The sequence below is a fragment of the Streptomyces sp. NPDC021212 genome (genome assembly GCF_044332925.1).
In the GTDB taxonomy this organism is placed as follows: domain Bacteria; phylum Actinomycetota; class Actinomycetes; order Streptomycetales; family Streptomycetaceae; genus Streptomyces.
Window position 1 is genome coordinate 447,178 of sequence record NZ_JBIRPZ010000006.1, and the last position, 23,098, is coordinate 470,275.

At 71.0% G+C, this 23,098-nt stretch carries 22 protein-coding genes and 1 pseudogene; 14 read left to right on the plus strand and 9 right to left on the minus strand.

Going from position 1 to position 23,098, the window contains the following annotated elements; all coding sequences use genetic code 11:
- Positions 1-7: 7 nt before the first annotated feature.
- Positions 8-2,311: a glycoside hydrolase family 3 N-terminal domain-containing protein gene (locus tag ACH4SI_RS19185; RefSeq protein ID WP_398296989.1), complete on the minus strand. Its 2,304-nt coding sequence runs from the start codon at positions 2,309-2,311 to the stop codon at positions 8-10.
- A 220-nt stretch (positions 2,312-2,531) separates the two neighbouring features.
- Here ACH4SI_RS19185 and ACH4SI_RS19190 point away from each other — a divergent pair, with 220 nt between their 5' ends.
- The 3 genes from ACH4SI_RS19190 to ACH4SI_RS19200 all read left to right on the plus strand — a co-directional run bounded on the left by ACH4SI_RS19190 (position 2,532) and on the right by ACH4SI_RS19200 (position 5,382).
- On the plus strand, positions 2,532-3,911 hold the full coding sequence (locus ACH4SI_RS19190) for an MFS transporter (RefSeq protein WP_398296991.1): 1,380 nt from the start codon (positions 2,532-2,534) through the stop codon (positions 3,909-3,911).
- Positions 3,912-3,974: 63 nt separating this feature from the next.
- Entirely contained in the window at positions 3,975-4,676 is a 702-nt protein-coding gene (locus ACH4SI_RS19195) for an exo-alpha-sialidase (RefSeq protein WP_398296993.1), read from the plus strand.
- A 31-nt stretch (positions 4,677-4,707) separates the two neighbouring features.
- The gene (locus ACH4SI_RS19200; protein ID WP_398296995.1) at positions 4,708-5,382 is read left to right on the plus strand and encodes a GntR family transcriptional regulator; all 675 of its coding nucleotides are present in this window, start codon (positions 4,708-4,710) and stop codon (positions 5,380-5,382) included.
- Between the two features lie 28 nt (positions 5,383-5,410).
- On the opposite strand, the gene ACH4SI_RS19205 is transcribed toward ACH4SI_RS19200, so the two are convergent.
- From ACH4SI_RS19205 to ACH4SI_RS19230, 6 genes are all read right to left on the minus strand, one after another.
- Entirely contained in the window at positions 5,411-6,091 is a 681-nt protein-coding gene (locus ACH4SI_RS19205; RefSeq protein WP_398296997.1) for a GntR family transcriptional regulator, read from the minus strand.
- 105 nt (positions 6,092-6,196) lie between these two features.
- Complete coding sequence (locus ACH4SI_RS19210) at positions 6,197-7,684, minus strand: aldehyde dehydrogenase (protein WP_398296999.1); 1,488 nt, start codon at positions 7,682-7,684, stop codon at positions 6,197-6,199.
- Positions 7,681-8,526 carry an alpha/beta fold hydrolase gene (locus ACH4SI_RS19215; protein WP_398297001.1) on the minus strand — a complete coding sequence of 282 codons (846 nt, stop codon included), beginning with the start codon at positions 8,524-8,526 and terminating at the stop codon, positions 7,681-7,683. Before ACH4SI_RS19215 ends, ACH4SI_RS19210 begins: the two co-directional genes overlap by 4 nt.
- Before the next feature lie 5 nt (positions 8,527-8,531).
- Positions 8,532-9,083, minus strand: coding sequence for an amino acid synthesis family protein (locus ACH4SI_RS19220; protein ID WP_398297003.1), 552 nt, complete (start codon positions 9,081-9,083; stop codon positions 8,532-8,534).
- Positions 9,080-9,721: an amino acid synthesis family protein gene (locus ACH4SI_RS19225; RefSeq protein ID WP_398297005.1), complete on the minus strand. Its 642-nt coding sequence runs from the start codon at positions 9,719-9,721 to the stop codon at positions 9,080-9,082. Before ACH4SI_RS19225 ends, ACH4SI_RS19220 begins: the two co-directional genes overlap by 4 nt.
- Positions 9,714-10,853 (minus strand): LLM class flavin-dependent oxidoreductase, encoded by a 1,140-nt coding sequence (locus tag ACH4SI_RS19230; protein WP_398297006.1) that lies wholly within the window; start codon positions 10,851-10,853, stop codon positions 9,714-9,716. The genes ACH4SI_RS19225 and ACH4SI_RS19230 overlap by 8 nt, the downstream gene beginning before the upstream one ends.
- 219 nt (positions 10,854-11,072) lie before the next feature.
- Here ACH4SI_RS19230 and ACH4SI_RS19235 point away from each other — a divergent pair, with 219 nt between their 5' ends.
- The 5 genes from ACH4SI_RS19235 (at position 11,073) to ACH4SI_RS19255 (ending at position 15,839) form a co-directional block, all read left to right on the plus strand.
- The gene (locus ACH4SI_RS19235) at positions 11,073-11,990 is read left to right on the plus strand and encodes a flavin reductase (protein ID WP_398297008.1); all 918 of its coding nucleotides are present in this window, start codon (positions 11,073-11,075) and stop codon (positions 11,988-11,990) included.
- A gap of 91 nt (positions 11,991-12,081) precedes the next feature.
- Positions 12,082-13,509: a purine-cytosine permease family protein gene (locus tag ACH4SI_RS19240; protein ID WP_398297010.1), complete on the plus strand. Its 1,428-nt coding sequence runs from the start codon at positions 12,082-12,084 to the stop codon at positions 13,507-13,509.
- Positions 13,510-13,597: 88 nt separating this feature from the next.
- Entirely contained in the window at positions 13,598-14,194 is a 597-nt protein-coding gene (locus tag ACH4SI_RS19245; protein WP_398297012.1) for a TetR/AcrR family transcriptional regulator, read from the plus strand.
- A gap of 92 nt (positions 14,195-14,286) precedes the next feature.
- Entirely contained in the window at positions 14,287-15,471 is a 1,185-nt protein-coding gene (locus ACH4SI_RS19250) for an MFS transporter (RefSeq protein ID WP_398297014.1), read from the plus strand.
- 230 nt (positions 15,472-15,701) lie between these two features.
- On the plus strand, positions 15,702-15,839 hold the full coding sequence (locus ACH4SI_RS19255) for a hypothetical protein (protein ID WP_398297016.1): 138 nt from the start codon (positions 15,702-15,704) through the stop codon (positions 15,837-15,839).
- A gap of 14 nt (positions 15,840-15,853) precedes the next feature.
- Here the strand turns inward: ACH4SI_RS19255 and ACH4SI_RS19260 are convergent, their stop codons facing one another.
- Positions 15,854-16,888, minus strand: a complete 1,035-nt coding sequence (locus ACH4SI_RS19260) for a dipeptidase (RefSeq protein ID WP_398297018.1) — start codon at positions 16,886-16,888, stop codon at positions 15,854-15,856.
- A gap of 146 nt (positions 16,889-17,034) precedes the next feature.
- Here ACH4SI_RS19260 and ACH4SI_RS19265 point away from each other — a divergent pair, with 146 nt between their 5' ends.
- Positions 17,035-17,754: a YoaK family protein gene (locus ACH4SI_RS19265; protein ID WP_398297020.1), complete on the plus strand. Its 720-nt coding sequence runs from the start codon at positions 17,035-17,037 to the stop codon at positions 17,752-17,754.
- 24 nt (positions 17,755-17,778) lie between these two features.
- Here ACH4SI_RS19265 and ACH4SI_RS19270 read toward each other — a convergent pair whose 3' ends face one another.
- A complete protein-coding gene (locus ACH4SI_RS19270; RefSeq protein WP_398297022.1) occupies positions 17,779-18,372 on the minus strand; it encodes an Lrp/AsnC family transcriptional regulator in 594 nt (197 codons plus the stop codon).
- Here ACH4SI_RS19270 and ACH4SI_RS19275 point away from each other — a divergent pair.
- From ACH4SI_RS19275 to ACH4SI_RS19295, 5 genes and pseudogenes are all read left to right on the plus strand, one after another.
- Entirely contained in the window at positions 18,365-18,598 is a 234-nt protein-coding gene (locus ACH4SI_RS19275; RefSeq protein WP_398297024.1) for a hypothetical protein, read from the plus strand. The two genes, ACH4SI_RS19270 and ACH4SI_RS19275, sit on opposite strands and share 8 nt — an antisense overlap.
- Positions 18,599-18,647: 49 nt before the next feature.
- Entirely contained in the window at positions 18,648-20,051 is a 1,404-nt protein-coding gene (sthA, locus tag ACH4SI_RS19280; protein ID WP_398297026.1) for a Si-specific NAD(P)(+) transhydrogenase, read from the plus strand.
- Between the two features lie 73 nt (positions 20,052-20,124).
- Positions 20,125-21,999 (plus strand): molecular chaperone DnaK, encoded by a 1,875-nt coding sequence (dnaK, locus tag ACH4SI_RS19285; protein ID WP_398297028.1) that lies wholly within the window; start codon positions 20,125-20,127, stop codon positions 21,997-21,999.
- Between the two features lie 94 nt (positions 22,000-22,093).
- Positions 22,094-22,780 (plus strand): class I SAM-dependent DNA methyltransferase, encoded by a 687-nt coding sequence (locus tag ACH4SI_RS19290; protein ID WP_398297030.1) that lies wholly within the window; start codon positions 22,094-22,096, stop codon positions 22,778-22,780.
- Between the two features lie 6 nt (positions 22,781-22,786).
- A pseudogene (locus tag ACH4SI_RS19295) lies at positions 22,787-23,092 on the plus strand (ATP-binding protein); the annotation flags it as partial.
- Positions 23,093-23,098 lie beyond the last annotated feature (6 nt).

The following is a 23,098-nucleotide window of genomic DNA, read 5'->3' on the forward strand; positions in this document are numbered from 1 at the left end:
CGTCCCACTATGTGATCGCCAGGGTGCTTTCACTCCTCGCCAGAGAGCTGTTTCCCGCGTAGATCTGGATCTCCCCTTTCTCCACCGTGAACGTGCCGTCCCGGTCATGGGTCCAGAAGCCCAGGTCCTCGGCGCCCAGCCGGAAGCGGACGGTGGTGGACCTGCCCGGGCCGAGGGTGACCCGGCGGAAGCCGCACAGCCGCCGCACCGGTTGTACGAGGCTCGCCACCGGGTCGCGCAGATACACCTGCACCACCTCGTCCCCCTCGCGCTCTCCGGTGTTGCGCACCGCGACCGCCACCTCGACGGTGTCGCCCTTGCGCAGCGCGTCGGCCGTGATCCGGCTGACGGACAGCTTCGGTTCGCCGATGTCGAAGGTGGTGTAACCGAGGCCGTGGCCGAAGGGGAACTGCGGGCCGTCGGCGAGGTCGAGGTACTTGGAGGTGTACTTGTTGTCCGGGTCGTAGGGGCGCCCGGTGTTCTCGTGGTTGTAGTAGAGGGGGATCTGCCCGACAGAGCGTGGGAAGGACACGGGCAGCTTGCCGCCCGGGTTCACGGTGCCGAACAGGACGTCCGCGATGGCGTTTCCGCCCTCGATGCCCGGATGCCACGCCTGGAGCACGGCGGGCGCCGAGTCCAGCCAGCCGCCCATCGTCAGCGGGCGCCCGCTGACCTGGACCACGACGAACGGCGTGCCGGTGTCCGCGATCGCCGCGATCAGCTTCTCCTGCTGTCCGGGCAGGCTGATGTCGCTGCGTACGGCCGCCTCCCCGCTGAGCGCCGCGGCCTCCCCGACCACGACGATCGCCACCTCGGCCGCCTTGGCGACCGCGGCGGCCTTCGCGATGCCGCCGGTGTCTTCGCCTGCCGGGTCGACACCGGGGGCATGGCCGACCCGGGCCTTCGGCGCGGCGTGCTTGACCGCGCCGAGAACGGTGACCGGCGGGAACGCGTCCGCCCACGGCCCGGCCCAGGAGCCGCGCAGATCGGTGGAGTCGGCGAAGGGCCCGACGACGGCGAGGGAGGAGACCGACGGGCTGAGGGGCAGGAGTGCCCTGTCCGCCTTCCGGGCCGGCGTGTTCTTGAGCAGCACCAGGGTGCGCGCGGCCGTCTCGCGGGCCGCCGCCCGGGATGCCTTCGTGGGCTCCTCGATCGCGGAGTCCTCGTCCGCGTAGGGGTGTTCGAAGAGCCCGAGCCGGAATTTGAGCCGCAGGATGCGGGCCACCGCGTCGTCCAGCCGGGCGGTGGTGATCGCGCCGCTGCGCAGCAGCCGCTTGCCGTGGTCGGCGAGGGTGGTGCTGGCCATCTCCATGTCGACCCCGGCGTTCAGCGCCAGCCGTCCGGCGTCGGCGTGGTCGGCGGCGAAACCGTGAACCGTCATTTCCTGAACGCCGTTGTAGTCGCTGACGACGACGCCGCCGAACTCCCACTCGCCCTTGAGGATGTCGGTGAGGGTGTGCGCGTTGCCATGGGCGGGGACGCCGCTGATGGTGTTGAAGCTCGCCATGACGGTGGCCACCCCGGCGTCCACGGCCGCCAGGAAGGGCCCGAGGTAGAGGTTGCGCAGCCGGGCCTCGGAGACGTCCACCGTGTTGTAGTCGCGCCCGCCCTCGGCGCCGCCGTACGCCACGAAGTGCTTGGCGCACGCCGCGAGCCGGTCCTTCGACCGCAGGTCATCGCCCTGGTAACCGCGGGTCTTGGCGGCGGCGAAGGCGGCCGCCAGATGCGGATCCTCGCCGTTGCCCTCGGAGATCCGCCCCCAGCGCGGTTCGTGGGTGACGTCCATCATGGGGGAGAAGGCCCAGTGCACCCCGACCGAGCGGGCCTCCTTCGCGGACACCTCGGCATCCCGTTCGGCCACCGCCGGGTCGAAGCTCGCGGCCTGGGCCAGCGGGATGGGGAAGGTGGTCCACATGCCATGGATGACATCCAGCCCGAACACCAGGGGGATGCCCAGGCGGGACTCCTCGACCGCCATCCGCTGGAGCGTGTTGGTGGTCTTCGCGCCGTAGATGTTGAGGACGGAGCCGAGCCGCCCCTGGCGGGCCGCCTTCTCCGCCTCGGCGGTCTGTCCGCCGCCGGGCCCGGTGTCGCCGGTCCAGGCGAGTTGCTGGAGCTGGCCCAGCTTTTCCTCGATCGTCATCCGCCCCAGCAGGGCCTGGACCCTGGCCTCGTACGGGGCGGGCTCCGCTGCGGGTCCCTCGCCGGGGCCCGGCCGCTCCCGGGCCTGTGCGGTGCCGGTCGCGGCCTTGGCCGCGATGGCCGTGCCGCCGGCCGCGGCGAGGACCGTTCGTCTGCGCACACCATTCATGTTCTTCGCCCCTTGAAGAGTCTTGAAGAGTTCTGAGGGTGTTCCGGGTGTCCGACGGGTTTGATCTTTAAAAAGTTGAACCGAAGGTACGGAGTCGCCTGCAGAGCGTCAAGGGTGCGCCCATTGACAGGCGTGGTGCGGGATCCCATACTCACCGCCACGGTTAACCGTGAACGGTTAACTGATATCCGGGCAATGAGGCCCAGAGCAGGAGAACCACATGACCTCACGCCACACGTCCGCCCAACTCCGTCGCACCGTGTTGTCGAGCTTCATCGGCAACACCATCGAGTTCTACGACTTCCTGCTCTACGGCCTCGCCAGCGCGCTGGTGTTCGGCGATCTCTTCTTCCCGAGTCTGAGCCCGTTCGCGGGCACCCTCGCCTCGTTCGCCACCTTCGGCATCGGCTTCATCGCCCGCCCGCTCGGCGGCTTCGTCTTCGGCCACCTCGGCGACACCATCGGCCGGAAGACCACGCTGGTCACGACGTTGTGCGGGATGGGTGCCGCCACCTTCGCCGTCGGTCTTCTGCCAACGTACGACACCATCGGCATCTGGGCACCGGTACTGCTCGTGGTGCTGCGCTTCGTCCAGGGCTTCATGGTCGGCGGCGAATGGGGCGGCGCCATGTTGATGGTCGTCGAGAACGCCCCGGCACACCGCCGTGGCTTCTTCAGCGCCTGGCCCAATACCGGCGGCTTCTCCGGACAGCTGCTGGCCACCGGAATGTTCGCCCTGATGGGCACCCTGCCCGACGGGCAGTTCCAGTCCTGGGGCTGGCGCGTGCCGTTCCTGTGCAGCGCGGTGCTGGTGGGCGTGGGGCTGTGGATGCGCGGGCGGCTCGGCGAGTCCGAGGTGTTCGAGCAGGTCAAGCACGAGGAGGGCAAGGCCAAGGCGCCGCTGCTCGACGTGCTGCGCCACGACTGGCGGAGCGTGCTGCTGATCATGTCGCTGCGGTTCAGCGAGAGCGTGCCCTTCTTCCTGCTGACCGTCTTCGCGGTGTCCTACGGGCCGGAACACCTCGGCATCCCGAAGTCCACGCTGACCACCGCCATCATGATCGCCTCGGTGCTCGCCTTCCCCGCCCACGGTTTCTTCGGCGCGCTGTCCGACAAGGTGGGCCGCCGCCCGGTCTACGTCTATGGCGGCCTGGCCGCCGCGGCGCTGGCCTTCCCGGCGTTCTGGCTGCTGAAGTCCGGCTCGGCGGTGCTGATCGTGCTGGCGTACTGCCTGGTCATCAATCTCGCCCACAACGCCTGCAACGCCGTCCAACCCGCCCTGTTCACCGAGCTGTTCGGCTCCAAGGTCCGCTACAGCGGCGCCTCGGTCGGCGCCCAGCTCGGCGCGATCGTGGCCGGTGGCCTCACCCCGTTCATCGCCACCGCGCTCACCGGCGGCGGCGACAACTGGGTCCCGGTGGCCGCCTACGCGAGCGCCGTCGCCCTGATCTCGGCGGCCGCCGCGTACTTCTTCACCCCCGAGACCTCCCGCCGCGACCTGGTCGACACCAGCTCCGCGATGGCGGCCGGGCCCGAGCCCGCGCCCGCACCGGGCACCAGGACCGCCGAGGCACCGGAGGCCGGAGCGGTCGCCCCCTGAGCGGCCGCGATACCCGATTCAGTCGCCCTTACGCCGCCCTCGCGCCACCATCAGGAGCCACCCGTGGCCGTCCACCGCGAGTTCGTCCTGCGCGACGACCCCCGCTTCGGACGCGCGCCCGCCTCCGTCGAGGCGCCGCAGAGCGCCGGCGGCCGCTGGGACGCGTTCACCGACCGCTCGGACGACGGCGGCGCGAGCTGGCGGCGCTCCGCGCCCGTACCGCTGGACCGCCCGGCGTTCCGCTGCCCCGGGGTCATCCAGCCCGCGCTGTGGGAGAGCGCCCCGGGCGCGGTCCGGATGCTGCTGCGCAGCTCCTGCGGCCGGGTCTGCCGCGGCGCCTCCCGCGACGGCGGTCTGACGTGGTCGACCGCGCGGCCGCTGGACGTCCCGAACAACAACAGCGGTCTGGACGCCGTACGGCTGGCCGACGGCCGGATGGTGCCGGCGCACAACCCGGTGGCCGCCGAGTGGGGCGCCCGCACCCCGCCGGTGCTGTCCGTCTCCGAGGACGACGGGATCACTTGGCGCCGGGCGGTGGTGCTGGAGGACCGCCCGGTCTCCCGCCCCGGCGCCATCGTCCCGGACGAGACCGGAGTACGGACCGACGGCCACGGCGAGTTCTCCTACCCGGCGCTCGTGCCCTGGGCGGACGGCGTCGCCGTCAGGTACACCTGGCAGCGGCGCGGCATCGCCTTCGCCACCGTTCCCGAAGCGGCCCTGGGGAGGAATAATGAGTCAACCGTTAACCGTTTACGGATTGACTGAAGGACGTCCGCCCCCAGCAAGGAGCCCGTCGGTGCCCATCACCTCGCTACAGCAGCAGTCCCTCGGCGATCTGGTCGCACACGAGCTGCGCGTGCTCATCGTCTCAGGACGGCAGCGCCCCGGCACCCATCTCGTCGAAGGTGCCCTCGCCGAGCAGTACGACGTCAGCCGCGGCCCGGTCCGCGACGCGCTGCGGCAGCTGGAGGCCGAGGGGCTGGTCGAATCCCGCCGCCGCGGCGTCTTCGTCACCGGGCTCACCGAGGACGACGTGGACGAGCTGTACACGCTGCGGGAATCCCTGGAGACCCTCGCCCTCACGCTCGCCATCGGGCGGGCCGGACCCGGCGACTGGGACCGCGCCCAGGGCTTCGTCGACCGGATGCGGGACGCGGCCGACCGCTCCGCGCCCAGCGACTTCGCCCTCGCCGACCTGGAGTTCCACTCCCAGTTCTACCTGCTGTCCGGGCACCGGCGGCTGGTCGCGGTCTGGGAGCAGTACCGCCCCACCTTCGGGGTCGTCCTCGACGTCACCAACGCCCAGGACGTCGATCTGCACCCCTCCGCCGAGGCCCACGTCGACCTGCTGGAGACCGTGCGCGGCGGCGAGACCGAGGTCGCCGTCACCACCCTGCGGGAACACCTTCTCGGCGCCAGGAACCGGCTCCGCTCGGCGCTGCGCGCCGCCCGGGCCGACGCCGAGGGCTGACCTGCCCCCGGCCGGCGGCGCCGGGAGGTCAGTGCCCGCGCTCGTCCATGCCCTTCATCAGGGCCTGGTGGCTGGCGCGCACATGCTCGCGCATCACCCGCTCGGCGCCGTCGCCGTCCTTGGCCTGGATCAGGCTGAGGACGCGATGATGCTCGGAGTCCGACTCGATGAGGCGCCCGGGGCGGGACAGCGAGGTGCGCACCAGCCGGGCGTAGGCGAGCTGGTTCATCAGGGTGCGGTAGTGCCCCTCGAGCTTGCTGTTGTCCGCGCCCCTGACGATCAGATCGTGGAACTCGTGGACCAGCGTCGCGTACCGCTCGGCGTCGCCGTCCTGGACGGCCTGGTCGGCCGCGCGCATGCTGGCCTCCAGCTGGTCCACCTCGGGCACGTTCCCCCGGAAGGCGAGTAGCCGGGCGGCGGCGCCCTCGAACAGCTCCTTCATCTGGAACAGCTCGGTCAGCTCACGGCGCGACGGTACGGCCACGAAGGTGCCGACCCGCGGCCGGACTTCGACCAGCCCCTCTATCTGGAGCTGCTTGAGGGCCTCGCGGATGGGCGTACGGCTGACCCCGAAGGTCTCCGACAGCGCCATCTCGGACAGGCTGGAACGGGGCGGCAGTTCGCCACTGATGATCATCTGCCGCAGCTCTTCGGCAACCCTCGCCTGCATGCTGGTCTGCTGAAGCCGCTTGCCTGTGGGTCGTTGCATGGCACGTGACAGTAGGCGGGGCGCTCTCTTTCCGTCAACAGAGGGCAGGCTTGTGTGATCTGCCATACAAGAGCGCTCCCGCCTGGTCATCAATCACCTCAGCCGTCATGACCTGAGGATGAACGGATCCCCGGCCGGTTCCTCGCTGGTGTTGATCCACACGCTCTTCAGCCGGGTGTACTCCCGGATCACCTCCGTGCCGTGCTCGGTGCCCATGCCGCTGCTCTTGAAGCCCGCCCGGGGCGACATCGGCGACATCGAACGGTAGGTGTTGGCCCACACCGTGCCCGCCTCCAGCCGGTTCGCCATCCGGTGCACCCGGTTCACATCCCGGGTCCACACCCCCGCCGCGAGACCGTACGCCGAGTCGTTGGCGATCGAAAGGGCCTCCTCCTCGGAGTCGAAGGGCATGACGGTGGCCACCGGGCCGAAGATCTCCTCCCGGCAGATCCGCAGCGTGTTGTCGACGTCCGTGAACACGGTGGGGGAGTAGAAGTATCCGGCGAGACCGGTGTCCGGCCGGGTCCCGCCGCAGACCACCTTTCCGCCCTCGGAGCGGCCCAGCTCGACGTATGACTCGACCTTCTCCAGCTGATCGGCGATGGCCAGCGGGCCCAGCTCGGTGGCGTCGTCGAGGGGATCGCCGATCGCGATGGTGGCGGCTCGGGCAGCCACCCGCTCCAGCACCTCGTCGTACGCGTCGCGGTGCACCAGCACCCGGCTGCCCGCCACACAGGTCTGGCCCGCTGCGGCGAACACCCCGGCGATCACGCCCATGGCGGCCGATCCCAGATCGGCGTCCGGGAAGATGATGTTGGGCGATTTGCCGCCCAGCTCCAAGGTGCAGCGGATCAGCCGGTCGGCGCAGGTACGGGCGATCCGGCGGCCGGTCTCGGTGGAGCCGGTGAAGCTCACCTTGGCCACGTCCCGGTGCTCGGTCAGCGGGCCGCCCGCGGATCGGCCGAAGCCGGTGACCACGTTGACCACGCCCGGCGGGAAGCCCGCCTCCGCGAAGAGCGGGGCGAGCGCCAGCAGCGAGGCCGAGGTGTGCTCCGAGGGCTTGATGACCATCGTGTTGCCCGCGGCCAGCGCCGGGGCGAGCTTGGTGGCGGTGAGCAGCAGCGGGGAGTTCCAGGGGGTGATGGCGCCCACCACGCCCACCGGCTCGCGCAGCGTGTAGTTGAGCAGTTCGCGGCCGGCGCCCGGGATGACGTCGCCCTGGATCTTGTCGGCGAGCCCGGCGTAGTAATAGAAGTACTCGGGCAGGCCCGCGAGTTGGGCCCGCATCTCGCGCAGCAGCTTGCCGTTGTCCAGGGATTCGGTGCGGGCCAGTTCCTCGGCGTGTTCGCCGATCAGATCGCCGAGGTTACGCAGCAGCCGGCCGCGCCGGGTCTGGCTCAGATCGCGCCAGCGCGGATCCTCGAACGCGGCGCGGGCGGCGCCCACCGCGCGCTCCACATCGGCGGCGGTGCCGTTCGCCGCCTCGTACCAGGGCTCGGCGGTGGCCGGGTTGACGCTGGCGAAGTAGCCGCCGTCGGCGGGGGCGGTCCACTCGCCCGCGATGTAGTGGTCATGGCGCGGCAGGCGGTTCATGAGCTGTGGCACTCCTGGTGTCCGGTGTGGATGAGGATCGCGTCGGCCAGTTGCTCCGGGCACTCCAGCGGCAGCAGATGACGGGCTCCCGGCACGATCACCGCCCGGCCGCCGGGGATCCGCTGCGCGAGCCGGCGGGACATGGCCGGGGTCGAGCCGGGGTCGTTCTCCCCGGTCACCGCGAGGGTGGGGGCGGTGATCCCGGGCAGGCGCTGCCACAGCCCGGCGTCGGCGGTCGCGAAGACGTCGTAACAGGCGAGGTACGAGACGGGGTCGTTGGCCAGCAGCGTGTCCAGCACCCGCTGCGCCAGGCTGGGCTCCTGGGCCCGCCAGCCGGGCGAGAACCAGCGGTCGACCGCCGCCCACGCGGACGCCCCGAAGTCCCGGGCCGCCACGTCCCGCCGCCGCGCCACCGCCGCGCGCTCCTCCTCCGACCGCCCCGCCACCGAGCTGACCAGCGACAGCGAAGCGGTGAGGTCCGGCCGGTCCAGGCCGAGCTGCTGGGCGACCAGGGCGCCGAGCGAGAAGCCGACGATGTGCGCCGGTCCGCTCAGCAGGGCCGCGACGTCCGCGGCCAGCTCGGTGAGCGACACCCCGGGGGCCGCGGCCGGGGAGGCACCGTGGCCGCGCAGATCGACCAGCGTGACCCGGTGCCGGGCCGTGAGCGCGGGCAGACACCGCTCCCACATCCGCCGGTCGAGGCCGACCCCGTGCAGCAGGACGAGGCCGGGCCCGGCGCCGTGCGTCTCGTGGCCCAGCGCGACCGGTGTGGTGGAGCACGCCCCGGACGGACGGGCCGGACCGCCCGTCCGGGGCGTGTGCATACCGCTGCCCGTGCCCATGCCGCTCACTGCTCCGTGGTGAGCGGGGCCAGCCGGGCCTGGGGGCGGCCCTGGGCGGCGGCCGCGAGCCCGATGACGATCTCGTCGGCGCGCGGTCCGTCCGCCACCCGCACCTCGATGCTCTGGTGGTGCGAGCGGATCGTGGCATCGGTGATGTGCTTGAGCGGGATGTCGAAGACCGTGCCCGCGGCCGCGCGCTTCTCCACGGCCGGCAGCAGGGTGGTCGCCTTCGCGGCCTTGCGGAAGTGGTCGCCGAACTTGAGCGTGTGGATCAGTCCGGAGCCGTGCTCGACCTCCCCGTCCAGGCCCACGACGGCGGCCTTGCCGTACGCCTCGACCGGCGCGCCCAGCGCCTCGACCACTCGCGGCGCCAGCAGCTCGCCGAGCTTCGGCGCCACCTCGTCGATGCCCGGCAGCAGGTCCGCCACATAGCCCTGCCCGGCCCAGGGGTTCTCGATGATGGCGAGCACCACCGCGGTCCGGGCGGGCGGATCCACCGGGCGGCCACCCTCGCTGTGGATGTCCTCGGTGAAGGTGATGATCTTGCGGACGTTCATTGCACGGTCTCCATGTTGGCCTGGTTGTTGCGGTTTTCCAGGTCGGCGAGGCGGATGACGGGATCGGTGGCCCGGTCCCCGATCCGCGCGTTGGGGCGGGGGCCGGAGGCGCCGGCGACGATGACGACGATCTCGTCGGGCCGGGGCGCGTCGGGGATGCGGATCTGGCACGTCTGGTAGTGCGAGCGGGTCGCGGCCGCCGTCTTGTGCCACAGCGGTACGGTCAGCGGCTCACCCGCCGGAAGCCGGTCGTCGCTGAACACGATGATCGAGGTGCCCTCGGTCAGCTCCCGCAGGACGTTGCCGAAGAACGGGGTGTGGATCAGCGCCCCGCCGTGTTCGATCTCCCCGTTCAGCCCGACGATCGCGGCCTTGCCGAACGACTCGACGCGCTCCACGCCGCCCAGCGCCTCGCTCACCCGGTCGGTGAGCAGCCGCGCGAGACCCGGGGCGATCCGCTCCACCTCGGGCTGGAGGTCGGGGACCAGGCCCTGGCCCGCCCACGGGTTACGGATCACCGCCGCCGCCGCGACCCGGCGCACGGAGAAGGCCACCGGCCGTCCCAGCTCCAGCAGCAGGTCGTCGGTGACGCTGACGACCTTGCGCAGGCCCAGGTCACTCGTGGCCACGTCACTCATGGCCGCCGCCACCGGTGAACCGCGGCATGATCTTCTCCGCGAACAGCTCCAGGCTGCGCATCGCCTTGCGGTGCTCCAGACCGGGGTGGGTGGTCCACAGCAGCAGATGCTCCAGGCCCACCTCCTCGCGCAGCTCGGCGACCTTCTCGGAGACGTACTCGGGGGTGCCGACCAGCAGATTGCGCTCCGCCAGGAAGTCGAAGGACAGCTCGTGGGCGTCGGTCAGCTCCTCACCGGCCTCCATCAGGTTGCCCAGGCCCCGGAAGTGCATGATCCACCGGTAGGTGGTCATCAGCGCCTCCTCGAAGTCGGCCCGCGCCTGCTCCATGGTGTCGGCGACGTACACGTCCCGTACCAGGCCGATGCCCTCGCCGAGCGCGTACTCGCGGCCCGAGGCCCGGCTCGCGGTGGAGCGGTACAGCTCGAAGCGCTCCTTGAGCGCCGAGACCGGTGGCAGCCAGAACATCCCCTGGACCCCGTCGGCCGCGGCCGCCCGGATCGACCGGGGGCTGTCGATGACCTGCCACAGTGGCGGATGCGGCCGCTGCAACGGGAACGGGGTGACCTGCATCTTCGTGATGACCCCGTCCTCCATGTAGTCCGGGGTGGCGGGGGAGAGCGGGTGGTTCCATTTCACCCCCGGGGCGGGAAACTCGTAGAAGCGGCCCTGGTGCGAGAAGAACTCGCCGCTCCACGCCTTGCGCAGGATCTCCACGGTCTCGTCGTACAGCGCGCGGTTCTGCTCCTGGTCGCGGGGATCGGCGAGCGCGTTCAGATTGAGCGCCTCGCGCCCGTACAGCCCGCGGCCGAGGCCCACCTCGACGCGGCCGCGGGAGAGCTGGTCGAGCATCGCGATGTCCTCGGCGAGCCGCAGCGGGTGCCAGAAGGTGGCGATGTTCGCCGCCTGGCCGATTCTGATGTTCTCGGTGCGGGCGGCGATGTCGGCGCCCATCAGGACCGGGTTCGGGGTGATCTCGATGGCCTCGTGGCCGAAGTGGTGCTCGGTGTACCAGGTGGACCAGAAGCCCGCGCGGTCCGCGGCGACCGCGAACTCCCGTGCCTCGTCCATGACTTCGGCGTAGGAGCCGAGCCGGCCCGGTGCTCCGAGGTTGTGGAATATCGAGAATCGCATGCAGCGTCCGTCCTGTTCTTCCGGGTCGCGCTGTGCCATGGCAGGGAGGCTAGGAGTCCGGTTGGAGCCCGTCAAGGGTTCACGTGCATGCAACAACTTTGACCTGTGCATTTGGTGCGAGAACCGCTCTTTCCTGGCTCATTTGTTCCAAGGTGTTGACACGAGCTGATGGCGTTCTTACCGTCCTCTGCCATACAAGAGCTGAATGAGGGATCCGTCATGACGCACACTCTTGACCGCACCGCCCGCATCCGCTCCGCCTGGGAGGCAGCCTGGGATCAGGGTCGGGTGGAGGCGCTCGACGACCTGCTCAGCCCCGGCTACGTCCGGCGTCGTGGCCCGGCCGCGACACCACAGGACCGCGAGCAGTTCAAGAACTCCGTACGTGCCATCCGCGAGGCGTTCCCCGATCTGCACACCGAGATCGAGGAGATCGTGGAGGACGGTGAGGAGCTGGCGATCCGCTGGCGCAGCACCGGCAGCCACACCGGCGACTTCCTCGGCGTGCCGCCCACCGGCCGACCGGTGGAGGTCTCCGGCGCCACCTTCACCCACTTCGAAGACGGCCGGATCGCCGAGGAATGGGTGACCTGGGACCCCCGCCAGCTGCTGGAGGCGCTGGGGATCATCACCACCACCCAGGAGGCCGCCGTCGACGCCGATCTGGTGCGCGGGGTGCACCGCAAGTTCATCACCGGCGTGACCGTGGTGACCACCGACGACGGCGGTACGCCCCGGGGGCTGGCCGTCAACGCCTTCTCCAGCATCTCGCTGGATCCGCCGATGGTGCTGGTCTGCGTCCAGCGCAGCTCCACCACCCACCCCGCGCTGCACCGGGCCACCCACCTGGGGATCAACATCCTCGCCGCGGGCCAGCTCGATGTCGCCAAGGTCTTCGCGTCCAAGTCGGACGACAAGTTCGCCGATCTGTCCTGGACCCCTGGCGATTCCGGCGTCCCCCTGATCGACGGGTCCTGCGCCCAGCTGGAGGTGGAGATCGGCGAACGGCTGGAAGCGGGCAGCCACACCGTCTTCACCGGCCGGGTCGTCGCGGCCCGTCACGAGGACCTGGCGCCGCTGGTCTACAGCGGCGGCGGATTTTTCGATATCTCGAACACAGCGCCTTTGCCGTGGTGAGGCGCCCCCGGCCGCGCCTGGACCCCACCCTCCCCCCGCACCCTGTCACCCCCTGACGCCCAGATCTCCCCCTGTCCCCAGGAGCACGCCCATGACCCACGACGATGCGGCGCCGGTCTACGGCAGCGCGGTCACCAAAGTCGAACCCTTCGGGGTCGACCACATCCCCGACAACGAGCGGCACGGCAAACCCAGCTCGCAGTTCTTCGTCTGGTTCGCCGCCGGCCTCAACTTCCCCATCATCCTGCTCGGATTCAGCGCGATCAGCATGGGCCTCAGCTTCACCGGCGCGGTCGCCGCGATCGTCGTCGGCGCCGGGGTCGGCTCGGTGCTGATGGCCGTGATGTCCAAGATGGGCGTACGGCTCGGGGTGCCGCAGCAGATCCAGGCGCGCGGGCCGCTGGGCTTCTTCGGAAACTTCCTGCCGGTCGCCTACATCAATGTGTTCGCCGGGGTCGGCTGGGCCTCGGTCACCGTGATCCTCGGTGGCAAGGCGATCGCGGAGCTGACACATCTGCCCTACTGGCTCTGCGGATTGCTGCTCACCGTGATCGAGCTGGTGGTGTCCATCTTCGGCTACAACATGATCAACTTCCTTCAGCGCGTGCTCACTTATGTGCTGACACCGCTGTTCGCGATGATCACGGTCGTGGCCCTGGTGCGCGGCGCGGGCACCTTCGACGCCAACCCGAAGGCGTCCGGCTACATCGGTGACACCGGCGGCTGGATCACCTTCTGCGGCTGGTTCCTCTCCTTCCTCGTCGCCTGGGCGCCGTTCGCCTCCGACTACTCGCGCTACCTGCCGGACACCCCGAAGACAGTCAACCGCACCGCCTGGTACACCGGGTTCGGCAACTTCGTCACCATCTGCTGGCTCGGCATCCTGGGCGTCCTGGTCGGCTCGAACGCCAACAGCGCCGACTCCATCACCGCCCTCCATGAACTGGCCGGGCCGTTCGCCGTACCCGCCCTCGTCGCGGTCGGCCTCTCGGCGCTCGCCCAGAACTTCCTCAACGTCTACGGCGGCGCGATCTCCGTCCAGACCCTGAAGGTGCCGGTCAGCCGGACCCAGGCGGTCACCGTCATCTGTCTGCTGGCCTATGTGATCAGCCTGTGGGGTGAGTCCGGGATCGAGGAGAAGTTCTCCGTGTTCCTCAACCTCACCGCGTACTTCATCGCGCCCTTCGCCACCGTGCTGCTCCTGGACTACTGGCTGGGCGGCCGCTCCGACCCGGCGCGGATCGCCGAACTGTACGACCGCCGGCGGGTGCTCTCCTGGGGCTTCGTCGCGTGGGCGGGCGGTGTACTGGCGTCCATCCCCTTCTGGGAGTCCAAGCTGTACACCGGGGCGTTCGCCTCGGCGTACCCCGGCGCGGGCGACCTGAGCATGTACGTCGCCGCGGGCGCCTCCGTGGTGCTGTACCTGCTGACCTACCGGCTGAAGCCGCTGTGGGTGCGTGCGGGTGAGGACGCCCCGGCCGGGGCGCCCGCGGAACCGGCGGCGGTGGCACGTCCCTGACCGTCCCCTTCAGGAGTGGGCGGCACCGCGACGGAGGTGCCGCCCACGCTATTGCACCGGTCGTTCCAAAACGTGTTACGGTCCTCGTATGGCCCGGCCGAGGATGTTCGACGAGGAGCGGGCCCTGGACGCGGCGATGCGCGCCTTCTGGGCGAACGGCTACGAGGCCACCTCGACCCAGGATCTGTGCGCGGCCACCGGGCTGGGGCGCAGCAGTATCTACAACACCTTCCACAGCAAACACGACTTGTTCCAGCGGGCGCTGGCCCGTTACATCGACATCAAGACCACCACCCAGATCGACCTGCTGGAGGATGAGGAGCGGCCGGTCGTGGAGCGGATTCGCGCCTTCCTCGCCACCGTCATCGACAGCGAATTCGAGGAGCGGGTGGACGGCCGCAGTATCGGGTGCCTGACGGTCAACACCACGGTGGAGCTCGCCGGGCGCGACGCGGAGGCCGCCGCGCTGCTGGAGCGGGATCTGGAGCGTCGGCTGACCGCTCTCCGTGTTGTGCTGCGTGGCGGTCAGCGTGACGGTCACATCACCTCCTCCCGTGACGCGGAGTCGCTGGCCCGCTTCGTCAACGCGGTGACCGGTGGCATGCGGGTCGCGGCCAGGGGCGGCGCCGACCGCGCCCAGTTGGAGTCCATCGCCTCGACGGCCATGGACGCTCTGCTGCCGTGATGCGCTGATCCCACCGGGCACTGCCCGGCCCGGAAGGGCCTTTTTCATGCCCAAGTTTTGCACTGTTCGATCCAAAATCAGTGAGGAGCACCATGCCCCGTGCCGTCTATGTACTGGCCCTCGGCGTCTTCGCCATGGTCACCAGCGAGTTCGCCGTAGCCGGCCTGATGCCGCAGATGGCCCGGGGACTGGACGTCACCGTCCCGCAAGTCGGCTATCTCATCACCGCTTTCGCGGTCGCCATGGCCGTCGGAGGGCCACTGCTGACCGTCGCGCTGCTGAGGGCACCTCAGAAGACCGCGCTGATGGTGGTGTTCGCCGTCTTTCTGGCGGGCAACGTGCTGGCCGCCACCGCGCCCGGATATGGGGTCATGATGCTCGCACGCGTCATCACCGGCACCGCCTCCCAGGCGTTCTTCGGAGTCGCCCTCTCGATGTGCGCGCAGCTCACCCGCCCCGAGATACGTGGTCGCGCCATCGGAGTGGCCATGAACGGACTGATGCTCGGCACCCTGCTGGGGCTGCCGATGTCCACCGTGATCGGTGAGCGCCTCGGCTGGCGCGCCGCCTTCTGGGCGACCTCCGTCCTGGCCGTCGCCGCGGCGCTGTGCACGCTCGCCGGAGCGCCCCGACTGGAGCGCGCCGAGGGCGGCGGGACCTTCCGGCAGGAGCTGGCCGTCTTCCGCAACCGCCGGCTGTGGCTCGCGCTCTCCACCAGCACCCTCATCATCGGCGCCACGTTCTCCGCGTTCAGTTACTTCAACCCGATCCTCACCGAGGTCACGGGCTTCGGCGCCGGAACCGTCCCGCTGCTGCTCATCGCCTACGGCGCCGCCACCGTGGTGGGCAACACCATCGTCGGACGCCTCGCCGACCGGCACCCCCTGCACGTCCTGCTGTGCGGGCTGATCCTCAACGTGTGCTTCCTCGCCGGGTTCGCCCTGCTGGCCCATCTCAGCGTCCCGGCCGTGGTGTTCATGATGGGCATCGGGCTGGTCGGCGTCACCATGAACCCCGCGATGGCCACCCGGGTTCAGCGCACCGGCAACGCCGGGCCGCTGGTGAACACCGTCCACACCTCCTTCATCACCCTCGGCGTCATCATCGGTTCCTCGGTCGGCGGGCTGACCATCGACGCCTTCGGCCTGCGAGCCCCGGTCTGGTTCGGCGCCGCGCTGGCGGCCATCGGTGTCTTCACGGTCGTACCCGAGCTCACCGCCCGTACGGCCGCGACCCCACGCCCCGCCGTCCGCGCGCCGTGCGAACCCGTCGCATAGACTCCGAGGCCGTCCCGCGTCCGTGCACCGAGGGTCGCCGTCAGGCGTTCCGGAAGGAGCATCTCCCATGGCCGCCGCGCGAGTACGCCGGGTCGACGTGCCCCCCGTGATGCCGGGGGCCGAGGACAGCGCCGGACCATGTCCTGGGCCGGCCCGTCACGGATTCCGGAGCCGACTCGGTCACCCTGGCGGCGCGCTCGCGGCTGGTCGCCGCGCGCAACATCGTGGTCGTGGACGACGCGAGGGTCGTGTGGGTCACCTCCGTACGCTTCCACGGCCGCGTCGGCCGCGCGGTGTGGGCCGTGGCCGCGCCGGTCCACCACCTGGCGGTCCCCTTCCTCCTGGGGCGGGCGAGCCGGGACACGTGATCGGGCCCGGCGGCTCACGCGGGGCGGCCCAGCTCCTTGCGGAACAGGTCCAGCACATTGCCGCCGAGGATCTGGTGCACCGCGGCCTCGGAGAAACCCCTGTCGATCAGCGCCTGGGTGACCAGGGGGAGGCCGCGGGGCCCTTCGAGGCCCGGGACGAGCAGCTCGGCGTACTCCAGGCCCTCGCAGCACGGCGGGTTGACATCGGCGCTGACCTCCTTGATGAAGTCGGGCCCCAGGCCCACCCGGTCCGGCCCGGCGACCTTCGCGACATGGGCGATGTGGTCGGCCAGCCGGTCCACCGTGCGCTCGGCGGGATCGGTGGCCAGGAACTCGCCGAGGAAGTTCACGCACACCATGCCACCGGTGGCCACGATGCCGCGGATCTGCTCGTCGGTGAGGTTGCGGTGGTGGTCGAGCAGCGCCCGCGCCGACGAGTGGGTGGCCAGCACCGGGCGGGTGGCCAGCTCCAGCACATGGGCGACGCCCGAGGCGCTCAGATGCGAGACGTCGAAGAGGATGCCCAGGCGCTCCATCTCCCGCAGCGCCTCGACCCCGGCCGCCGTCAGCCGGCTGCCGGTGGCGTCCTCACCGCTGCCGTCGGCCAGCGCGGTACGTCCCCAGTGGGCGATGGACGCGACCCGTACGCCCAGGCGGTGGACCGTGGGGATCAGCTCGACGTTGGCGTCGAGGCCGGGGGCGCTCTCCAGCGCCAGCACCAGCGCGATCCTGCTCTCCGCCAGTGCGGCGTCGATGTCGGACCCGTCCAGGCACAGCCGTACCTCGTCCGGGTTGCCCTCGGCCAGCGTATGGGCGCACTCGATCATGCGGAGCGTCTCCCGCAGCGCGCCTTCGGGACGGAACTGGTCGTCGATGAAGACCGGCAGCACTTGGAGGTCCACGCCGCCCTCGCGCAGCTGGGGCAGCCACTGCTCCCGGAAGAAGGACGCCCAGCGCCGCGGCGGGCGGGCGGCGACGGCGATCAGCAGATCGTTGTGGGCGTCGGCGACGACCGCGCGGTGATGGAGTTCGCGGGACACGTGCGGCATTCCTCCACGGTTCAGGGGGCGTTACGGGGTGGGGCACCCCGAACCTAACCATCCCTCGGCGGTACCGGAAGCGGAATACGGCCGGAATCCCGGCCCGCTGTTTCCCGAGCCCCCGGCGGGGCACCCGGGGCGCCCGGAGGTGGCCGATGGCGGACGGCGACGAGACGGCGGCGCGCGGCACCGGTGACGGCGGTCCGGTGGCGACCGCCGTCGCGCTCACCGTGGCCACCGGTGCGATGGACGCGATCAGCTTCCTCGCCCTCGGCGGCGTCTTCACCAGCGTCATGACGGCCAACCTCTCGCTCCTCGGCATCTCGGCGGGCGCCCAGGACCCGGGCCGGGCCCGGGACTCCGCCGTCGCGGTCGCCGGCTTCATCGTGGGCGCCCTGCTCAGCGCCCGAATCGTCCGGGGCGGGCGGCCCGTGCGGCGGACCCGCTGGGCGCTCGGCGTGGAAGTGCTCGCGCTCGGCGGGCTGTGGGCGGGCTGGGCCACGGCGGGCGGCCACCCCGGCGGGGGCCTGCGGCTGGGACTGCTCGCGGTGGCCTCGCTCGCCATGGGCGGCCAGAGCGGCCTGGTGCGCGCCACCGGCCCGCCCGGGATGTCCACCACCTACCTCACCGGCACCCTGACCGGGCTGCTGGTCGACATGGCCCGCGACGGCCGGGTGCGCTGGGTCAGCGTGGCGCTGCTCGCCGCCCTCGTCGCGGGCGCGGCGCTCGGCGGCCTGCTGGTCACCCACGCAGCTCCCGTGGCGCCCGCCCTGCCGACCGTGCTGGTCGCGCTCGTGCTCCTGGTGTCCTTCGTCCCGCCGGCCCGCGGTGCCCAAGGAAGCCTGTGGCCGCACACCGGTTGGCCATCGCGGTAGCGGCGGCCATCGCGAAAGGGGCGGCTACAGGGGAAGGGGCGTACCGGCGCGCTTGACCGTACGGATGACCGGCGCCGTCTCCATCGCGCGGATCGCGTCCAGCGAGGCGATCCGCTCGGTGAGATAGCGCGAAAGGTGCTGCGTGCCACGGCAGTTGACGGCTGCCAGCAGATTGGTCGGGCCGGTGGTCATCGCGACCAGCGAGACCTCGGGGTGCCCGGCCATCGCCGATGCCACAGCGGTCAGCCGGGACGGCCGTACCGACATCCACAGTCGTGCCTCGGCGCGGAAGCCCAGCGCGGCGGGTGGGATGTCGACCAGGAAGGCCAGCACCCCCGCCCGGCGCAGGGCCGCCACCCGGCGGCGGACCGTGGACTCGGACCAGCCGGTGGCGGTGGCCAGCCCGGCGTAGCTCGCCCGGCCGTCCCGCCCCAACGCGTCGAACAGCGCCCGGTCCCCGTCCCCGAGCGCGGGCGGCGGCTCGTCCTCGGCGACCGGCGGCGGGTTCAGCAGCGCGACCTGCTCCGCGGTGAGCCGGTCGGCCCCGGCCCAGGTGCTCGGGAGTTTCGCCTCGCTGCCGCCCGGGCGCGGCGGCATGGCGGCCGGGGCGATGACCACGTTCCGGCAGCTCGGGCAGACGCTCGGGGTAGCGGTGTTCGGCGTGCTGTTCCGGCAGGCGGCCGGCCCCTCGGCGGGCCTGGACCGGGTGCTGGTCGCGGCGGCGGCGACCGGCGTCGCGGCCGCGGGCCTCACGTACGCCCTGGCGTCACGGCCCGCCGCCGAGGACGGTACCGCGGCGGGCGTCGCAGGACGCCTCAAGTCCGGGTCCAGCAGGGAGCGTTGATCCGCTGATCGCTCTTCCGGCGCGGATGCCCGGGTGACAGACTCCTCCCGTGACCGACTTCGACATGCTTGTCATCGGATCCGGCCCGGGCGGTCAGAAGGCCGCCATCGCGGCGGCCAAACTCGGCCGCCGGGTCGCCGTCGTCGACCGGCAGGACATGGTGGGCGGGGTGTCCCTGCACACCGGGACCGTGCCGTCCAAGACCCTGCGGGAGGCGGTGCTCTACCTCACCGGGCTGACCCAGCGGGACCTGTACGGCCAGAGCTACCGGCTGAAGGAAGAGATCACGGTCGCGGATCTGACGGCGCGCACCCGGCATGTGGTGGGCCGCGAGGTGGACGTCGTCCGCAGTCAGCTCTCCCGCAACCGGGTCGCGCTGTTCTCCGGGACGGGGCGGTTCGTGGACGACCACACCGTGGCCGTGACCGACGCCTCCGGCCGCGAACAGCTGCTGACCGCGCGGCACATCGTGATCGCCACCGGTACCCGCCCGGCCCGCCCGGCGAGCGTGGAGTTCGACGAGCGCACGGTCATGGACTCCGACGGCGTCCTCGGCATGGAGCGGGTGCCGCGCTCCCTGGTCATCGTGGGGGCCGGGGTGATCGGCATCGAGTACGCCTCGATGTTCGCCGCCCTGGGCAGCAAGGTCACCGTGATCGAGCAGCGGGACGGCATGCTGGACTTCTGCGACACCGAGATCGTCGAGGCGCTCCGCTACCGGCTGCGGGACCTCTCCGTCACCTTCCGCTTCGGCGAGACGGTCGCGGCGGTCGAGCGGCATGAGCGCGGCACCCTGACCGTGCTGGAGAGCGGGAAGAAGATCCCGGCCGACGCGGTGATGTACTCCGCGGGGCGGCAGGGGCTCACCGAGGAGCTGGACCTGGCGAGGGCGGGGCTCACGGCCGACCGGCGCGGCAGGATCACGGTGGACGAGCACTACCGTACGGCCGTACCGCACATCTACGCGGTCGGGGACGTCATCGGGTTCCCGGCGCTGGCCGCGACCTCCATGGAGCAGGGCCGCAGCGCGGCGTACCACGCGTGCGACGAGCCGGTGAACCCGATCCACGATCTGCAGCCCATCGGGATCTACTCCATCCCGGAGATCAGCTTCATCGGCCGGACCGAGGACCAGCTGACGGACGCGAAGGTGCCGTTCGAGGTCGGGGTGTCGCGCTACCGGGAGCTGGCCCGCGGCCAGATCGTCGGCGACGGGGACGGCATGCTGAAGCTGCTGGTGTCCCCGCAGGACCGGCGGCTGCTCGGGGTGCACTGCTTCGGCACCGGTGCGACCGAGCTGATCCACATCGGCCAGGCGGTGATGGGCTGCGGCGGGACCGTCGACTATCTGGTGGACGCGGTGTTCAACTATCCGACCTTCGCCGAGTCCTACAAGGTCGCCGCCCTCGACGCGACGAACCGGATGCGCGAGGTCGACCACCTGGGGGACTGACCCGGCCCGCCGCCCGTCGCCCCGCTCGCGCATCTTTTGGGATACTTGGAGGCGTATCGGGAGGTGGTTCGACATGACCCGCGCAGTCGGTATCGACCTGGGGACGACGAACTCCGTGGTCTCGGTCCTCGAGGGCGGTGAGCCCACCGTCATCACCAACACCGAGGGCGCCCGGACCACCCCCTCGGTGGTCGCCTTCGCCAAGAACGGCGAGGTGCTGGTCGGCGAGGTCGCCAAGCGTCAGGCGGTGACCAACGTGGACCGCACCGCCCGGTCGGTCAAGCGCCACATGGGGGAGGACCGCTGGCGCTTCCCGGCCACGGGCGACGTGGACGGCAAGCGCTACACGGCCCAGGAGATCTCCGCGCGGGTGCTGCAGAAGCTCAAGCGCGACGCGGAGGCCTACCTCGGCGAGGACGTCACGGACGCCGTCATCACCGTCCCCGCGTACTTCAACGACAGCCAGCGCACCGCCACCAAGGAGGCGGGCGAGATCGCCGGGCTGAAGGTGCTGCGGATCATCAACGAGCCCACCGCGGCGGCTCTCGCCTACGGGCTGGACCGGGAGAACGACCAGCGGATCCTGGTCTTCGACCTCGGCGGCGGCACCTTCGACGTCTCGCTGCTGGAGATCGGCGAGGGGGTCGTGGAGGTCAAGGCCACCAACGGCGACACCCACCTCGGCGGCGACGACTGGGACCAGCGCGTCGTCGACCACCTGGTGAAGCAGTTCAAGAACGCGTACGGGGTCGATCTCTCCAAGGACAAGATGGCCGTGCAGCGGCTGCGCGAGGCCGCCGAGAAGGCCAAGATCGAGCTGTCCGCGGCGACCGAGACCGCGATCAACCTGCCCTACATCACCGCGTCCGCCGAGGGCCCGCTGCACCTGGACGAGAAGCTCACCCGCTCGCAGTTCCAGCAGCTGACCGAGGACCTGCTGGAGCGCTGCAAGGCCCCCTTCCACCAGGCGATCAAGGACGCCGGGGTCAAGATCTCCGACATCGACCATGTGATCATGGTCGGCGGCTCGACCCGGATGCCCGCGGTGACGGGCCTGGTCAAGGAGCTGACCGGCAAGGAGCCGCACAAGGGCGTCAACCCGGACGAGGTCGTGGCCATCGGCGCGTCCCTCCAGGCCGGTGTCCTGAAGGGTGAGGTCAAGGACGTCCTGCTGCTGGACGTCACCCCGCTGTCCCTCGGCATCGAGACCAAGGGCGGCATCATGACCAAGCTGATCGAGCGCAACACGACCATTCCGACCAAGCGCTCGGAGGTCTTCACGACGGCCGAGGACAACCAGCCGTCGGTGCAGATCCAGGTGTTCCAGGGCGAGCGCGAGATCGCCGCGTACAACAAGAAGCTCGGGATGTTCGAGCTGACGGGGCTGCCGCCCGCCCCCCGCGGTGTGCCGCAGATCGAGGTGGCCTTCGACATCGACGCGAACGGCATCATGCACGTCTCCGCCAAGGACCTGGGCACCGGCAAGGAACAGCGGATGACCGTCACCGGCGGCTCCGCGCTGCCGAAGGACGACATCGACCGCATGATGCGCGAGGCCGAGAGTTACGCGGAGGAGGACCACAAGCGCCGCGAGGCCGCCGAGACCCGCAACCAGGCCGAATCCCTCGTGTACCAGACCGAGAAGCTGCTGCGTGACCAGGCCGGGAAGGTGCCGGGGGACGTCCGGGAGGAGGCCGAGAGGGCGGTCGCGGAGCTGAAGGAGGCGCTGAAGGGCGAGGACACCGCCGCGATCCGGGACGCCACCGACAAGGCCGCCACCGTCGGACAGAAGATCGGCACCGCCCTCTACGCCCAGGCACAGCAGCAGTCCGGGACCCCGGACGGGGGCGGCGGGGAAGCGGGCCAGGACCAGCCCCACCCGGACGGCGACGAGGTGGTGGACGCGGAGATCGTGGACGACGAGAAGCCGAAGGGCAGCGCCGGCTGACCGCCCCGGAAGGTGTGCCCCGGAAGTCGTGCCCAGGCCATGGTGCCCGCCCGGAATATGAGGAGAATGGGGTGACGTCCAAACCTGCGGGGATGTGTGCGTGAGCAACGGGACCGGCGACACCGGCTACGGGAACATTCGGCTCGACCGCACCGGTCAGGCCGAGGCGTTCGACGCCATCGGCGACCGCTACGACGAGGCGTTCCCGCACAAGGATGGCCAGCTCGCCGCCGGCGAGTGGCTGATCGGCCGGCTCCCGCGCGGATCCCGGGTGCTCGATCTGGGCTGCGGCACCGGGCTGCCGACCGCGCGCCAGCTGATCGGCGCGGGCCTGCGGGTCACGGGTGTCGACCTGTCCGCCGGAATGCTGCGGCTCGCCCGGTCCTATGTCCCGGGCGCCGACTTCCACCAGGTGGACATCGCCGACCTGCGTCCCGGAGGCCCGGTCTATCTCGGCCGGTTCGACGCGGTCGCGGCGTTCTTCTCCCTGTTGATGCTGCCCCGCGCCGAGATCCCGCTCGCGCTGGGCACCATCCGCCGCCTGCTGCCGCCCGGCGGGCTGTTCGCCCTGTCGATGGTGGAGGCCGACGTGGACGACTTCGCGATCCCGTTCCTCCGCTCCACCATCCGGGTCACCGGCTATCTCCGGGACGATCTGCGCGAAGTCGTCGAAGCGGCCCGCTTCGAGATCATCGGCGAGTCGTCCTACGCTTACGCACCGGCCTCCTCGGACATCCCGCCCGAGGAGCAGATCTTCCTCCGGTGCCGAAGAGGCGGCTGAGGAAGCTGCGACGCGGCGGTGGGCCGCGTCGGATCCAGGAACCGGGACGACGACATCGCGCTGCTCGCCGCCCGCTTCGATGGCATCCCGTCGTACAACGTCGCCTCCTGGTTCCTGGAGCCGAAGCCGCAGACCGCCGGCCGGGCCCGCCGGCTCACCCACGCACGCCCGGGTGACGAGGGCGGCCGCGGACTGTTCCTGGTCAACGAGCTCTCCCGGCGCTGGGGTGCGACCCTGCTGAGCACCGGCAAGCTGGTGTGGTTCGAACAGCAGCCGCCCCGGGGCCTCCGGATGGAGATCCCGGAGGACTGAGGACCG

Excerpts from the sequence above, each read along its gene's own strand:
- ACH4SI_RS19185 (WP_398296989.1), bottom strand. The coding sequence starts at position 2,311 with ATGAATGGTGTGCGCAGACGAACGGTCCTCGCCGCGGCCGGCGGCACG.
- ACH4SI_RS19190 (WP_398296991.1), top strand. The coding sequence starts at position 2,532 with ATGACCTCACGCCACACGTCCGCCCAACTCCGTCGCACCGTGTTGTCG.
- ACH4SI_RS19205 (WP_398296997.1), bottom strand. The coding sequence starts at position 6,091 with ATGCAACGACCCACAGGCAAGCGGCTTCAGCAGACCAGCATGCAGGCG.
- ACH4SI_RS19210 (WP_398296999.1), bottom strand. The coding sequence starts at position 7,684 with ATGAACCGCCTGCCGCGCCATGACCACTACATCGCGGGCGAGTGGACC.
- ACH4SI_RS19215 (WP_398297001.1), bottom strand. The coding sequence starts at position 8,526 with ATGGGCACGGGCAGCGGTATGCACACGCCCCGGACGGGCGGTCCGGCC.
- ACH4SI_RS19220 (WP_398297003.1), bottom strand. The coding sequence starts at position 9,083 with ATGAACGTCCGCAAGATCATCACCTTCACCGAGGACATCCACAGCGAG.
- ACH4SI_RS19225 (WP_398297005.1), bottom strand. The coding sequence starts at position 9,721 with ATGAGTGACGTGGCCACGAGTGACCTGGGCCTGCGCAAGGTCGTCAGC.
- ACH4SI_RS19230 (WP_398297006.1), bottom strand. The coding sequence starts at position 10,853 with ATGCGATTCTCGATATTCCACAACCTCGGAGCACCGGGCCGGCTCGGC.
- ACH4SI_RS19235 (WP_398297008.1), top strand. The coding sequence starts at position 11,073 with ATGACGCACACTCTTGACCGCACCGCCCGCATCCGCTCCGCCTGGGAG.
- ACH4SI_RS19240 (WP_398297010.1), top strand. The coding sequence starts at position 12,082 with ATGACCCACGACGATGCGGCGCCGGTCTACGGCAGCGCGGTCACCAAA.
- ACH4SI_RS19245 (WP_398297012.1), top strand. The coding sequence starts at position 13,598 with ATGGCCCGGCCGAGGATGTTCGACGAGGAGCGGGCCCTGGACGCGGCG.
- ACH4SI_RS19250 (WP_398297014.1), top strand. The coding sequence starts at position 14,287 with ATGCCCCGTGCCGTCTATGTACTGGCCCTCGGCGTCTTCGCCATGGTC.
- ACH4SI_RS19260 (WP_398297018.1), bottom strand. The coding sequence starts at position 16,888 with ATGCCGCACGTGTCCCGCGAACTCCATCACCGCGCGGTCGTCGCCGAC.
- ACH4SI_RS19265 (WP_398297020.1), top strand. The coding sequence starts at position 17,035 with ATGGCGGACGGCGACGAGACGGCGGCGCGCGGCACCGGTGACGGCGGT.
- ACH4SI_RS19275 (WP_398297024.1), top strand. The coding sequence starts at position 18,365 with ATGACCACGTTCCGGCAGCTCGGGCAGACGCTCGGGGTAGCGGTGTTC.
- dnaK (WP_398297028.1), top strand. The coding sequence starts at position 20,125 with ATGACCCGCGCAGTCGGTATCGACCTGGGGACGACGAACTCCGTGGTC.